This is a genomic window from Falsiroseomonas sp. RANM36, assembly GCF_056682175.1.
Window position 1 is genome coordinate 23251 of sequence record NZ_JBWXTD010000003.1, and the last position, 13961, is coordinate 37211.

Genomic DNA, 13961 nt, shown 5'->3' on the forward strand with positions numbered 1-13961 from the left:
GCCTGGGGGCGGGGGGTCGGCGGCAGGCCCGCGGCGGGGGCGGGGGCGGCCTGCGCCGCCGCGCCGTTCTGCGGGGGGCACCAGACGCCGCCGCGCGGCGGCGTCCAGACCACCGTCGCGTTCATCGGCTCCATCGGCGCGTGGTTGAGGAACGGATAGGAATAGACCGCCTCGATCTTGCGCGGCGCCGCGGCGATGGCGGCGCGCGCGTCGCCGTTCTGGTTGCCGACGAAGGCTTCCGCCGCGTCCAGCCCCTCGGTCAGCCGCGCATCGATCGTGGCGGAGGAGACCTTGCCGTTCTCCCCCACATCCCACTCGACCTTCAGCGCATCGAGCGCGGTCTTGGCCTGCCAGAAGGTGTCGGCCACGACCGCGACCGCGCTGTCGCCCACCTGCAGCACATGCCGCACGCCGGGCATGCCCGCCACCGATGCGCGGTCCACCGCGCGCACGGTGCCGCCGAAGACCGGGCAGCGCCGCGGCACCGCCACCAGCATCCCCGGCATCTTCAGGTCCGCGCCATAGACCAGCGAGCCGGTGGTCTTCGCCGCCGTGTCGAGCCGCGGCTTGGAGGTGGAGATCACCGTCCATGCGCTCGGATCCTTCAGCGGCACCTCGGCCGGCGGCGTCAGCCGCGCGGCCTCGGCCGCCACCTCGCCGTAGCGCAGCGTGCGGCCGGTCGGGCCATGCGTGACCACGCTGTCCTTCGCGCTGCACTCGGCGGCCGGCACGTTCCAGCGATTGGCCGCGGCCTGGACCAGCATGATGCGCGCCGCGGCGCCGCCCTTGCGGACATAGTCCTGGCTATTGCGGATGCCCTGGCTGCCGGCGGTGAGGAAGGCGCCCCAGGCGCGGTTGCGCCGCAGGCTCTCGCCCGGCGTGACGTATTCGGTGCTGATCTTCGACCAGTCGCAGTGCAGTTCCTCAGCGATCATCTGCGCGAGGCCGGTGCGCGTGCCCTGCCCCATCTCGGTGCGCGCCATGCGCAGCACCACGCGGTCATCGGGGTGGATCACCACCCAGGCATTCACCTCCGGCACCTGGCCGGCGGCGGCCGCGGCCTGGGCGAGCGCGCCCTTGGCCGGCACATGGAAGCCGAGCAGGACGGCGCCGGCGGCCGCACCCTTCAGCAGGCCGCGGCGGGAGGCGGAGACGGTGTCGAGCGGAGCCATGATGCGTGTCTCCCTCAGCCCGTGATGCCGCCGCGGGCGGCCTGGTGGATGCCGGCGCGCACGCGGTTGTAGGTGCCGCAGCGGCAGATGTTGCTCATCGCGGCGTCGATGTCGGCATCCGTCGGGCGCGGCGTCTGCGCCAGCAGCGCGGCGGCGGCCATGATCATGCCGGACTGGCAGAAGCCGCATTGCGGCACGTCCAGTTCGCGCCAGGCGACCTGAACCGGGTGGTTGCCGTCCGGCGACAGGCCTTCGATCGTGACGATCTTCTGGGTCTCGTCGAGCGACGAGAGCGGGGTGACGCAGGACCGGATCGCCTGGCCGTCGATATGCACCGTGCAGGCGCCGCAGGCGGCGATGCCGCAGCCATACTTGGTGCCGGTCAGCCCGACATGATCGCGCAGCGCCCAGAGCAGGGGCGTGTCGGGGGAGGCATCGACCTCCACCAGCTGTCCGTTGACGTTCAACTTCGCCATTGGGGTGGTCTCCTGCCCTCGCCGCGCCGCGGACCGTGCCGGACGCCGGTTCTGCCCGCAGGATTACATGCCCGACAGGGTGGTTGTCATCAGGCGGTTTTTCCGCCGCGGCGCCGCCGGCTTCAGACGCAGATCAGCCCGCCGCCCTCCGGCCCGGCGGGACGATCGAAGGATTCCAGCGTGGCCAGCAGGTCGGCCAGGAAGCGCTCCAGCGCGGCCGCCTCCACGCCGGACGCGGGCAGGCGCAACAGCCAGGCGCGGAAGGGCGGGGCGGGGATGTCCGCGGCCTCCCGCGCCGCCGCGCGGGCATCGAGCAGCGCCACCAGGGCGCCGATCCCTTCCGCCGCGTAGCGCCCGCGCATGTAGTCCAGGATGTCGGCCTCCATGTCGCGGGCGTTCATCGCGGGCATGAGTACATGCCCCATGCAGGTGCAGCCGGCCGGATGCAGCGGGCGGGACAGCACGCCGCGCCACAGCGCCGCGGCGCGCTGCGCCATCGCGCCCGGATCGGGCGGCGCGCCCGCCGACATCAGCCCGGCGTGAGGTCGAGCGGCGGCCCGTCGCCGGCCTCCGCCGTCTCCGCGGGCCGCGCTGCGGCCAGGTCGCTATGGGCGCGCAGCGCGCGCGTGGCGGCCTCGTCCACCAGGCCGGCGCCGTCCAGCACCACGCGATAGGTCTCGAGCGCAACCTGCCGGCTGACATAGCCCTCGCGCACGTCGCGCGCGACGAGAAGCGGGTCGCGTTCCAGCGGCGGGCCGAAGCCGCCGCCGCCGCCCGAGCGCATCATGTAGGCGTCGCCCGGCTTGAGGCGCACGTTGAACACCTTGGCGTTCGGGAATTCCGCCTGCCACTCGCCGTTGCGCCTGAGGCCGATGCCGTTGCCCGCCGCCTCGCCGCCGCCATGCAGGCCCCACGGCTTGCAATGCATGCGGTCGATCCGCGTGGTGAGCTGGAAGGGGGCGAGCGCCTGCACCACCTGCTCGCAGCCGAGCCCGCCGCGCCAGCGCCCGGCGCCGCCGCTGTCCTCGCGCAGCGCGTAGCGCTCCACCAGCACGGGATACTTGGCTTCGAGCTGCTCGCTCGGGCCGTTATGCGTGTCGCCATCGTTCATGCAGACGGTGGCGGACATGCCGTCCTCGCTCGCCTTGGCGCCCCAGCCGCCGCCGAGCGGGCCGATGCCGACGATATAGAATTTCCCGTCGTTCGGATTGATGCCGTGGATGTTGGGGAAGACGAGGTCGGCGTGATGGCCCGCCGCGACGCGGTCCGGGATCGCATCGGCCAGCGCCTTGAAGATCGTGTCGATCACCGTCATCGGATAGGTCATCCACACCCGCATCGGCGCCGGGCGTTCCGCGCTGACCACGGTGCCCATCGGCATGATGACCTTCAGCGCGCGAAAGCTGCCCTCGTTCACCGGATAGTCGGTGGGCGCGGCCAGGCACTTGAACGCGACCTGCGCGCAGGCGATGCCGGTGGTGACGCCGGAATTGTAGAAGCCGCGCACCTGCTTCGAGACGTCGGAAAGGTCGATCGTCATCTCCTCGCCGCGCTTCTCGATGCGCACGCGGATGGGCACGGGCTCGCCCACCTCCACGCCGTCATCGTCCATGAAGCTCTCGGCTTCGTAGATGCCGTCCGGGATGGCGCGGGTGTTGGCGCGGGCCAGCGCCTCCGACTGGTCCATGATGACGCGGATGGAGTCGCGCACCGCCGGCCAGCCGTAGCGGCGCACCAATTCGAGGTACCGCCGCTCCCCGGTGGTCACCGCGACGATCTGCGCGCGCAGGTCGCCCAGCGCCTTGTCGGGCAGGCGGACATTCATCGCGATGATGTCCACCAGGTCCTGGTTGACCTCGCCGCGCCTGCGGTACTTCACGATGGGGATCTGGATGCCCTCGGAGTAGATGTCCGTCGTGACGGTGCCGAGCGTGCCGCCGACATCCAGCCAATGCGCCATGCAGCAGGCGAAGCCGATCAGCTCGCCCTCGTGGAAGATCGGCAGGCTGAAGGTGAAGTGGTTGAGGTGGCTGCCGGTGGTGTAGGCGTCGTTGGTGACGAGGATGTCGCCCTCGTGGATGTTCCCGTAGCCGAAGTGGCGGATCTTCGCCTTCACCGTCTCCGCCATGCCGCGGATGAACATGGGCAGGCCGAGGCCGATGGAGACCGTCTCGCCCTCCTTCGTGAACAGGCCCACGGTGAAGTCCAGCGCCTCGTAGATGATGAGGTTGTAGGCGGTCCTCATCAGGTTGGTCTTCATCTCCTCCGTCACGGCCAGCAGGCCCTTGCGGACGATCTCGACGGTGACGGCATCCACCGCCGGACGTGCCGTGTCGTTCATCGCAGGACGCTCCCGATCGCGATCCGCAGATTGCCGGCGCCATCCACCTCCAGCCGGTCGCCGGGCTGCAGCAGGGTGGTGGAGGCGTGTTCCTCGATCAGCGCCGGGCCTTCGATGCGGTTGCCGGCGCGCAACGCGTCGCGCCGATAGACCGGCGTCTCCACCATGCCGCCGCGGTCGCGGAAATACACGGGCTTGCGGCGGCTGAGCGCATCGGCGGGCGGCGATGCGTCGCCTGCCGCGACGGCATGGCGCGGCGGCTTGCGCATGATGCCCGTGACCGTGGCGCGCAGGCTGACAAGCTCCGCCGGCTCGCCGGGCGCGCTGGTGCCGTAGCGGATGCCGTGCTGCGCATCGAAATGGCGCTTGATCGCCTCCCGGTCCTGCGCGGCGAAGACCTCGCGCGGCAGCTCCACCGTCACGGCGTGTTCCTGCCCGACATAGCGCATGTCCGCCGCGCGCTCGAAGGTGATGCTCTCGGGCCGCACGGCGGAGGTCTCGATGGCGGCGAGGCCTTCCTGCTCCATCGCGGCATAGAGGCCCTCGATCTCCGCGAAGTCGGCGGTGGCGAGGCGGCGGAAGCAGGAGCGCACGAAGTCGTAGCGCAGGTCGCTGTAGAGCATCCCATAGGCCGAGAAGTAGCCGGGCGACCAGGGGATCAGCACATGGCGGATGCCGATCTCCCGCGCGATGGCGGAGGCGTGCAGCGGCCCGGCGCCGCCATAGACCACCATGACGAAGCTGCCGACATCGAGGCCGCGTTCGGTCGTCACCGCCTTCACGGCGTAGGACATGGAGGTGACGGCGATGCGCAGGATGCCCTCGGCCGCTTCCATCAGCTCCATTCCGAGCGGCGCCGCCACGTCCCGCAGGGCGCGTTCAGCGGCGGCGACGTCGAGCCGCATGGCGCCGCCCAAGAAATGCTCGGCATCGAGACGGCCGAGCAGCAGGTTCGCATCCGTCACGGTGGGCTCGGTGCCGCCGCGCCCGTAGCAGGCGGGGCCGGGGTCGGAGCCCGCGCTCTGCGGGCCGACGCGCAGGCTGTTGCCCTGGCCGAGCCGGGCGATGCTGCCACCGCCGGTGCCGACCTCGAAGATGTCGGTCATCGGGATCTGGATCGGCAGCGCCTGGTCGTAGCCGCCGATCAGCGCGCTGCCGGTGGTGAGCGGCCGGCCTTCATGGATCACGCCGGCCTTGGCGGTGGTGCCGCCCATGTCGAAGGCGATCGCATCCTGCAGGCCGAGCTGGGCGCAGATCGCCTGGGTGCCGATGACGCCGGCGGCCGGGCCGCTTTCCAGCATGCGCACGCAGTCGCGCCGCGCATGCGCCACGGGGAACAGGCCGCCGGTGGACTGCACGACGTAGAAGGCGCCGCGGAACCCCCGCGCGTCCAGGTGATCCGCCAGTTCGCCGAGATAGTTCGACACGCGCGGGCCGACATAGGCGTTGGCGGCGACGGTCGAGACGCGCTCGAACTCGCGGTATTCCTGGCTGAGCTCGTGCGAGGCGGTGACGAAGACGCCCGGCAGCTCCTCCTGCACGATCTGCTTCACGCGCATCTCATGCGCGGGGTTGCGGTAGGAATGCAGCAGCAGGATCGCGACGGATTCCACGCCCTGCGGCTTGAGCCCGCGCAGGATGCCGCGCAGCCCCTCCTCCTCCAGCGGCTTGTGCACGGCGCCGCTGGCCAGCAGCCGTTCCTGCACCTCGAAGCGCCAGGATCGCGGCACCAGCGGCACATGGCGGCGGAAGAACAGGTTGTAGGCGTCCGGGCGGTTGACGCGGCCGATCTCGTAGATGTCGCGGAAGCCTTCCGTCACCAGCAGCGCGGTGCGGGCGCCGCTGCGTTCCAGCAGCGTGTTGATGGCGATGGTCGAGCCATGCAGGAAGAGCCGCGCATCGCGCAGCGCGACGCCCGCGCCATCCAGCGTGTGCTCGATCCCCTCGACCAGCGCGTGATGGGTGGAGAGCGCCTTGCCGAAGCGCAGCGCGCCGGCTTCCTCGTCGAAGGCGGCGAGGTCGGTGAAGGTGCCGCCGATGTCCACGGCGATGCGCAGGCTGGCCGTTGACGTCACGATCTGCCGCGCATCCGGCGCCCTCCCGCGTGCCGCGCGGCGTGCCGCGCGCCGCCCTTCTTTCGGAATGCGAAAATTTCTTCGCACATGAAGGCGGATCGTCTGTATGCCGAGGCGGCTCACGCGGTGTCAATCGCGCGCAGGGGCTGCACGGCGCATCGGCCGCTTGACCGGGTCGGGCAAAGGCGCGCAGCATCGGAGCGAACGAAAAAACCTTCGCAATCCGAAAGAGACACCACGCGAAGGCGGCGCAACCAGGCGCGAGGCGAGGAAACCTTGGCACGCGAGGCAGAGGCGGGCGGCCCATCAGCCGCCACCGCAGCCCGGAACCATGTGGGATCGCTCCTCAAGGGGCTGTCGGTGCTCGAGGCCTTCACGGCCGAGCAGCCGGAGCTGTCCGTCTCCGAGGCCGCTTCCGCCGCGCAACTCGATCCCGGCACCGCCTATCGCATGCTGACCACGCTGGCCGAGGCCGGCTATCTCGCGCGCGATCCGGCGACGCGCCGCTTCCGCCTCACGCTGAAGGTGCTCGACCTCGGCTTCGCCGCCATCGCGCGGCGCGACCTGCGCGACACCGCGCGGCCCATCCTGCGCTCGCTGGTTGGCGAGACATCCGAAGCCGCGAGCCTCGGCGTGCTGGACGGCGCGGACATCCTCTATGTCGAGCGCGTGCGCGCGGGCCTCACGCGGCTCGGCGTCGACATCCGCGTCGGCACCACCATCCCGGCGGCGAGCAGCGCGATCGGCAACGCGCTGCTCGCCTTCCTCGACAAGGCGGCCGTGGCGCGCATCCTGGCGCTGCCGCCGCGGCCCGGCGCGCTGCCGATGGTGCCGGTCGATGCCGGCGCGCTGGCGAAGCGGCTGGCCACGGCGCGGCGCGACGGCTTCGTGCTGAACGAGAGCCCCTTCACGCCCGGCCTGCGCCTGCTCGCCGTGCCGGTCCTGGATGCGGACCGCCAGCCGGTCGCGGTGGTGAGCGTCGCCGCGCCCTCCTCGCGCACTTCGGAAGCCGAATTCCGCCGCAACCTGTTGCGCCCCGTCATGGCCGCCGCGGCGGAGATCGGCCGCGCGCTCTCCGCCGGGGGCGCCGCGCTCGCCGTCGTCGCGCCGGCGGCACAGCCGAGACCAGGCCGCCGCAAGGCGGCCGCCTGACGACCACGACAGCAACGGGAGGAAGCACCATGAACACCACGCGTCGCAGCCTGATGGCCGCCACCGCCGGCCTCGCCATCGCGCGGCCCGCCGCCGCGCAGGACACGCTGCGCATCGGCGCGATGCCGGTCGGATCCGGCTGGTATGTCGCCGCGGCGGCGATCCAGCGCGTGATCGCGCCGGTGCTCGAAGGGCGCACGGTGGAGATCATCCCGCGCGGCGGCGGCGTGGCGAACCCGATGGTGGTGGAGCGCGGCACGGCGCAGATCGCGCTCTCCAACGTGCAGACCGCGGTGCTCGCGGCGAATGGCGACGCGCTCTACAACGGGCAGAAGGCCACGCATATCCGCGCCCTCGTCGGCGGGCTGAACCCGGTCTTCATCGGCGCGATGGTGCGCAACGAGTTCCTGCAGCGCAACGGCTTCACCACGCTCGACCAGGTGCTCGATTCCGGCAAGCCGCTGCGCATCGTGATGAAGCCGCAGGGCTCCAACGTGCCGCCGGCGGTGGACACCATCCTGGCGGCGCACGGCCTGAGCCGCGAGAAGGTGCGGGCCAATGGCGGCAGCATCATCCAGGTTGACGTCTCGCAGATCCCGGCGATCCTGCGCGACGGCCGCGCCGACATCCTGTTCGACACGGTGCTGCGCGGCCACCCGACCATCACGGAGATCGCGCTGACGGCGGATGTGCGCTTCCTCGACCTGTCGGAGAAGTCGCTCGATGCGCTGGCGCGCGTCGGCCTGCGCCGGGCGATGCTGCCGCAGTGGTTCCAGGGCCAGGACGGCCCGACGAAGAGCGGCGATTTCGGCACGGTGCTGATCGCCAACGCCGCGCTGCCGGACGACGTCGCCTATCGCGTGGTGAAGGCGATCGTGGAGAACCGCGACAAGCTCGTCGCCGAATACCCCGCCTTCAACGCCTTCAAGCCGGAGGAGGCCTGGAAGCCCGAGAACACCGGCGTGCCGCTGCATCCGGGCGCCGCGCGCTACTTCCGCGAACGCGGCTGGATGAGCTGAGGCGCGACGGGTGCGGCGCGAGGTGCTGGATCCACGCTTCTGGCTGGCCGCGGGCTTCTGCGCCTTCCAGTACTGGATCCTCTTCGCGCCGCGGGCGCCGCTGGTGGAACGGCCGGCGCACCTCGTCACCGCGCTGTTCCTGCTGTTCCTGTTCCAGCCGCTGCGCGCGCCGGCGCTGCCGCCGCTGTTCCGGCGGGGGATCGATGCGCTCTGCCTCGCCGGCGTCGCTGCGGTGGGGTGGTATTACTGGGCCAGCGCGGATCGCCTGGCCAACCGGATCGACATGGTGGATCCGGTCTTCCCGCTCGACATCGCGATCGGCGTGTTGTTCGTCGCGCTGCTGATCGAGGGCGTGCGCCGTGCGGTGGGCGGCATCCTCGTCGCCGTCATCCTCGCCTTCCTGCTCTACGGCATGTTCGGCTACGTGCTGCCGGGCGAGGCCGGCTTCCGCGGCTTCGCGCTGCCGGAGGCGATCGAGATCCTGACGATGTCCACCAGCGGCATCCTGGGCGTGACCACCGAGACCTCGGTCGGCTTCGTCTTCTACTTCGTCGCCTTCGGCGTGGTGTATTCGGCCGTCGGCGGGGGCTCGCTCTTCGTGGATCTCGCGACGCGGCTGGTCGGCACGGCGCGCGGCGGGTCGGCGAAGGTGGCGATCGTCGGCTCCTCGCTGATGGGCACGATCTCCGGCAGCGCGGTGGCGAATGTCACGGCGACCGGCGTCTTCACCATCCCACTGATGCGCCGCGCCGGCATCCCCGCCGAGCGCGCCGCGGCGACGGAGGCGATCGCCTCCACCGGCGGGCAGCTCATGCCGCCCATCATGGGGGTGGCCGCCTTCGTCATGGCGGAGCTGCTGGTCATTCCCTACGCACAGGTGGCGCTGGCGGGCGTGCTGCCGGCGCTCGGCTTCTATGCCGCGCTGTTCATCGGCGCGCATCTGCATGCCTGCCGCACCGGCGCCGGCACGATCGACCGCGCGACGATCGCGGCGATCCCGGCCGTGCTGCCGCGCCTCGTGCTGCTGGCGCCGCTGGTGGTGCTGATCGGCGCGCTGGCGGCGGGCTGGTCGGCGCCGAGTGCGGCGATGTACGCCACGCTGTCCTGCTTCCTGATCGCGCCCTTCGGGCCGGATGGCTGGCGCACGCTGCTCGACGCGCCGAAGATCCTGCGCGACGTCGCGCGGCAGGCGGCCGAGATCGCGGTGCCGATCGGCGCGGTCGGCATCGTCATCGCCGTCGCGATCCAGTCCAACCTGGCGCTGAAATTCGCCGCCGGGCTGATGAGCGCGGGCGGGGATACGCTGGGCGGCGCGCTGCTGCTGGTGATCCTGGGCTGCATCATCATGGGCATGGGCCTGCCCACCGTCGCCGCCTACATCATCGGCGCCATCCTCTTCGTGCCGGCGGTGCAGAATTTCGGCGTGCCGCCGCTCGGGGCGCATTTCTTCGTCATGTACTACTGCGTGCTGTCCATGGTGACGCCGCCCGTCGCGCTGGCCTCCTATGCCGCGGCGGGACTCGCCGGGGCGCCGATCATGGCCACCAGCCTGCGCGCCTTCCAGATGAGCTTCGTCTGCTTCCTCATCCCGCTCGGCTTCATCGCCGATCCGGCGCTGCTGGCGCAGGGCAGCCTGTGGCAGGTGCTGCTGGCGAGCGCGGGGCTGTTGCTCTCCACCGGCGTCTGGGCCGCCGGCGTGGTGGGCTATGCGACGCGCCTGCTCACCTGGCCCGAGCGCCTGCTGCTGCTGGCCTGCGGCTTTTGCGCGATCATCTACCCGACGCTCTCCCTGCCCTGGTGGCTGGCGAATGGCGCGGCGGGCGCCTTCCTGCTGCTGTCCTGGCGCTTTCCCGCCTTCGTGCTCGGCCTGCCCGCGGCGCGCCGCGCCGGCAACGCGCCATGAGCGGCCGCGGCCGCATCTGGCCCGCGGAGGCGCGGCACCTCCGCGACCCATGCAGCGGGCGGGCGATTCGGCAGGTGACGGACCAGCCCTCGATCCATCACCATCCCTTCTTCTTCGTCCCCGCCTGGGACCGCGCCATGACGAAGCTGGTCTTCGTCTCCCACCGTTGCGGCGCGCCGCAGGTCTTCTTCGAGGAGCGCGCGAGCGGGCGGCTGGTGCAGGCCACGGACCGGCCGGACCTCGCCGCCTGGTCGCTGCATCCCTCGCCCTGCGGCCGCTTCGCCTACTACACCGCCGGCACCGCCGCCTTCCGCGTGAACCTCGAGACCTTCGCGGAGGAGGAGCTCGCCTCCTTCGGCGCGGTGGAGATGCGGGAGAAGGGGATGGTCGGCGCCGCCATGGGCACCACCGCGCTTTCCGCCAGCGGGCGATGGTGGGCGGTGCCGGTGCGCGCCAGCACCGTCTCGCGCTTCGTGCTGATCGACACGCAGTCGGGCGACACGCGCGTGTTCCTGGAGCGCGACACCATCGGCCACCCGCAATTCTGCCCCGATGACGAGGACCTGATCCTTTATGCCGGGCCGATGACCGACCGCGTCTGGCTCACCGACCGCAGCGGTGCGCGTAATCGCCGCGCCTATGCGCGGGAGGACCGGATGCAGTGGATCACCCACGAGACCTGGCTTCCAGGCCGGCGCGAGATCGCCTTCGTGGACTGGCCGCGCGGCATGCAGGCGGTGCATGCGGAAAGCGGCGCCGCGCGCTGGATCACGCGCTTCCCGGCCTGGCATGCCGTCTCCGATGCGGCCGGCGCGCGCATCGTCTGCGACACCACCTTCCCTGATCGCGGCTTGCATCTGCTGCCCGTGGCGGGCGACGGGGAGGCGCGCTTCCTTTGCGCATCCCAAGCCTCCTCGCAGGGCGCGCATTGGGGCGGGCCGTTTCCCTACAATGACGGGCCGGTCGCGGTGGAGGCGGCGCAGCACACCCATCCGCATCCGCGCTTCTCGCCGGACGGCATGCGCGTGGTCTTCACCTCCGACCGCACGGGCCATGCGCAGATCTACGAGGTGACGCTGGACGAGGGCGCATGAGCGAACGGATCGATGGCTGGACCCACATCCTGCCGCCCGCCTATCTCGCGCGGCTCCGGCGCCACCATTCGGACACGGGCCGGCTGAAGCGCTGGCTCACGCTGACCACGCTGTTCGACCTGGAGGCGCGCTTCCGCCTGATGGATCGCTTCGCGCCCTATCGGCAGTTGCTCACGCTCTCCATGCCGCCGATCGAGGAGCTGGTGCCGGCGGCGGAGGCGGCGGAGGCCGCGCGCATCGCCAATGACGGGCTGGCGGAGATCGCGGCGCGCCATCCCGACCGCTTCGTGGGCTGGACCGCCAGCCTCTCGCTCCTCGATCCCGCGGCGGCGATCGAGGAGGCACAGCGCGCCGCGCGCCTCGGCGCCTGCGGCGTGCAGATCCCCACGCACATCCTTGGCCGGCCGCTGGACGAGCCGGATTTCGCCCCGGTGTTCGACGCCGTCGCGGCACTCGGCTGGGCGATCTGGCTGCATCCCGTGCGCGGGCCCGACATGCCGGACTATCGCAGCGAGAGCGCCTCGAAGCATGAGATCTGGTGGTGCTTCGGCTGGCCCTATGACAGCAGCGCGGCGATGGCGCGGCTGGTCTTCTACGGCCTGTTCGACCGGCATCCGGGGCTGCGCGTCGTCACGCACCACATGGGCGCGATGATCCCCTATTTCGCCGGACGCATCCGCCAGGGCTGGGGCAAGGACATGGGCAGCCGCACGCCGGCCGCCGATGGCGCGCTGCTCGGTCCGCGCCTCGCGCGCGCGCCCATCGAGTATTTCCGCGAGTTCTTTGCCGACACCGCGCTTTCCGGCGAGGTGGGGGCGATGCGCTGCGGCCTGGACTTCTTCGGCGCGGAGCGCGTGATGTTCGCCAGCGATTTTCCGTTCGATGCCGAAGGGGGCGCTTATCTCGTGCGCGAGACGCTGGCAGGGCTCGATGCGCTTCGTATGGACGCCGCCACGCGCGACCGCGTCATGCAGGGCACGCTGCGCGCGCTGATGGCGGCGCAACCGCCGTCATGATCAAGCCGCAGCGCATCCGCGCGCTGATCCGCGCCGGCGCAATCACCGGCACCAGCCGGGGTCTCGCGCTCGGCTACGTGCAATGCAACCTGGTGATCCTGCCCAAGGCCTGGGCCTACGACTTCCTTGTCTATTGCCAGCGCAACCCGCGCGCCTGCCCGGTGATGGAGATCGGCGATCCCGGCGATCCCGTGCCGCATCGCCTTGCGCCCGGCGCCGACATCCGCACCGACCTCGCGCGCTACGCCGTCTGGCGCCACGGCGAACGCGCGTCGGATCGCACGGAGATCGGTGACCTGTGGCGCGACGATCTGGTGCTGGTGCTGATCGGCTCCGGCATCACCTTCGACGGCGCGCTGGAACGCGCGGGCGTGCCGACGGACCGGCATCGCTGGGTGGTGAACACCACGCTGCCGACCGAACCCGCCGGGCCTTTCCGCGGCCCGCTCGTCGCCACCATGCGCTGGCTGACGCCGGCGCAGGCGATCCGCGCGGTGGAGGTGACGGCGCGCTTCCCGCACAACCACGGTGCGCCGATCCATATCGGCGATCCCGCGGCGATCGGCGCCGATCTGGCGGCGCCGCTGTTCGGCGGGCCGGTGCCGCCGCTGCCCGAGGGCCTGGTGCCGGTCTTCTGGGCCTGCGGCGTGACGCCACAGGCCGCCGCCGAGGCCGCGCGGCCGGAGCTGATGATCACCCACGCCCCGGCGCACAGCTTCATCACCGACCTGCCCGCCGACGCGGTGATGACGTAAACCCGTTTCAGCGCATTTTCCGAGTCGCCAAGCGACGCCGCTTGGCTTGAAAATGCTATGGCTACAGCCAGCCGAGGCTGCGCTCGCGCTCCGACCCGCGGGCGATGACGAACAGCACGAGGCCCGCCGCCGCCACGCCGACCAGCATGGTCGCATAGGCCGCGGCCATGCCGACATCGCCCGACAGCGCCTGCTGGTAGGCCGCGATCGGCAGCGTGCGCGTCCCGCCGGTGTAGAGCACGATGGAGGCCGAGAGCTCGCTGAACACCTCGACCCAGGCGATGGCCGCGCCGGCCAGGATGCCCGGGCGCATCAGCGGCGCCATCACGCGGCGGAAGCCGGTCAGCGGCGGGTCGCCCAGGCTGCGCGCCGCATCCTCCAGCCCCCTGTCGATCTGGTACACGATGCCGGCGGAGGCGCGCGTCATGTAGGGCAGGCGACGGACGAAATAGACGGTGACGATGATCGTCGCCGTACCCGTCAGCAGCAGCGGCGGTTCGTTGAAGACGGTGGCGTAGCCGATGCCGAGCACCGTACCCGGCACGACATAGGGCACCATGATCAGCAGATCCAGCGTGCGGGTGAGCGGGCCGGTGCGCCGCGCGATGACGTAGCCGATCGCCGAGCCCACCACGATGATCAGCAGCAGCGCGAGGCCGGCGAAGATCAGGCTGTTCCACAGCGCATCGCCCAGCGCCTCGATCGCGCGGGCGAAGTTGTCGAGGGTGAAGACCGGCTGGAACACCACGCCCTGCACCTCGAGGAAGGAACAGACGGTGACGACGATCTGCGGCGTGCTGGCGATGGCGACCAGCGCCGCGGTGCCGAGGCCGAGCAGCGCGCCCGAGCGGCCCTGCAGGCGGATCGGCGGCGCGGGGGCCCCCCGGGGGGGCGGGGCCCGCGGGCGGGGGGGGGGGGGGGGGCCCCCCCCCCCCCCCCCCCGCCCCGCCGCGCCCCC

At 71.5% G+C, this 13961-nt stretch carries 12 protein-coding genes (1 of these 12 running past the window's edge); 6 read left to right on the top strand and 6 right to left on the bottom strand.

Annotated features, from left to right (window positions below; all coding sequences use genetic code 11):
- The 5 genes from AC1MIR_RS05025 to AC1MIR_RS05045 all read right to left on the bottom strand — a co-directional run.
- On the bottom strand, positions 1–1172 hold a 1172-nt coding region (locus tag AC1MIR_RS05025), incomplete at its 3' end, for a molybdopterin cofactor-binding domain-containing protein (protein ID WP_480027092.1).
- A 14-nt stretch (positions 1173–1186) separates the two neighbouring features.
- The gene (locus AC1MIR_RS05030) at positions 1187–1648 is read right to left on the bottom strand and encodes a (2Fe-2S)-binding protein (protein ID WP_480027093.1); all 462 of its coding nucleotides are present in this window, start codon (positions 1646–1648) and stop codon (positions 1187–1189) included.
- 122 nt (positions 1649–1770) lie between these two features.
- Entirely contained in the window at positions 1771–2178 is a 408-nt protein-coding gene (locus AC1MIR_RS05035; RefSeq protein ID WP_480027094.1) for a hypothetical protein, read from the bottom strand.
- Positions 2178–3989: a hydantoinase B/oxoprolinase family protein gene (locus tag AC1MIR_RS05040; protein WP_480027095.1), complete on the bottom strand. Its 1812-nt coding sequence runs from the start codon at positions 3987–3989 to the stop codon at positions 2178–2180. The genes AC1MIR_RS05035 and AC1MIR_RS05040 overlap by 1 nt, the downstream gene beginning before the upstream one ends.
- Positions 3986–6064 (bottom strand): hydantoinase/oxoprolinase family protein, encoded by a 2079-nt coding sequence (locus AC1MIR_RS05045; protein ID WP_480027096.1) that lies wholly within the window; start codon positions 6062–6064, stop codon positions 3986–3988. Before AC1MIR_RS05045 ends, AC1MIR_RS05040 begins: the two co-directional genes overlap by 4 nt.
- Positions 6065–6397: 333 nt before the next feature.
- Here AC1MIR_RS05045 and AC1MIR_RS05050 point away from each other — a divergent pair, with 333 nt between their 5' ends.
- The 6 genes from AC1MIR_RS05050 to AC1MIR_RS05075 all read left to right on the top strand — a co-directional run bounded on the left by AC1MIR_RS05050 (position 6398) and on the right by AC1MIR_RS05075 (position 13003).
- Positions 6398–7216, top strand: coding sequence for an IclR family transcriptional regulator (locus AC1MIR_RS05050; RefSeq protein WP_480027097.1), 819 nt, complete (start codon positions 6398–6400; stop codon positions 7214–7216).
- 29 nt (positions 7217–7245) lie between these two features.
- Positions 7246–8235 (top strand): TAXI family TRAP transporter solute-binding subunit, encoded by a 990-nt coding sequence (locus tag AC1MIR_RS05055; protein ID WP_480027098.1) that lies wholly within the window; start codon positions 7246–7248, stop codon positions 8233–8235.
- A gap of 22 nt (positions 8236–8257) precedes the next feature.
- The gene (locus AC1MIR_RS05060) at positions 8258–10138 is read left to right on the top strand and encodes a TRAP transporter permease (protein ID WP_480027099.1); all 1881 of its coding nucleotides are present in this window, start codon (positions 8258–8260) and stop codon (positions 10136–10138) included.
- Positions 10139–10212: 74 nt separating this feature from the next.
- Complete coding sequence (locus AC1MIR_RS05065; RefSeq protein ID WP_480027100.1) at positions 10213–11232, top strand: hypothetical protein; 1020 nt, start codon at positions 10213–10215, stop codon at positions 11230–11232.
- Entirely contained in the window at positions 11229–12248 is a 1020-nt protein-coding gene (locus tag AC1MIR_RS05070; RefSeq protein ID WP_480027101.1) for an amidohydrolase family protein, read from the top strand. The genes AC1MIR_RS05065 and AC1MIR_RS05070 overlap by 4 nt, the downstream gene beginning before the upstream one ends.
- On the top strand, positions 12245–13003 hold the full coding sequence (locus AC1MIR_RS05075) for a D-glutamate cyclase family protein (RefSeq protein WP_480027102.1): 759 nt from the start codon (positions 12245–12247) through the stop codon (positions 13001–13003). Before AC1MIR_RS05070 ends, AC1MIR_RS05075 begins: the two co-directional genes overlap by 4 nt.
- Before the next feature lie 61 nt (positions 13004–13064).
- On the opposite strand, the gene AC1MIR_RS05080 is transcribed toward AC1MIR_RS05075, so the two are convergent.
- A protein-coding gene (locus AC1MIR_RS05080) for an ABC transporter permease (protein WP_480027103.1) crosses the window boundary here: on the bottom strand, positions 13065–13961 show its 3' end. The gene runs 942 nt beyond the window's last position; 897 of the gene's 1839 nt are visible here — the last part of the coding sequence; its start codon lies off the right edge, out of view; its stop codon occupies positions 13065–13067.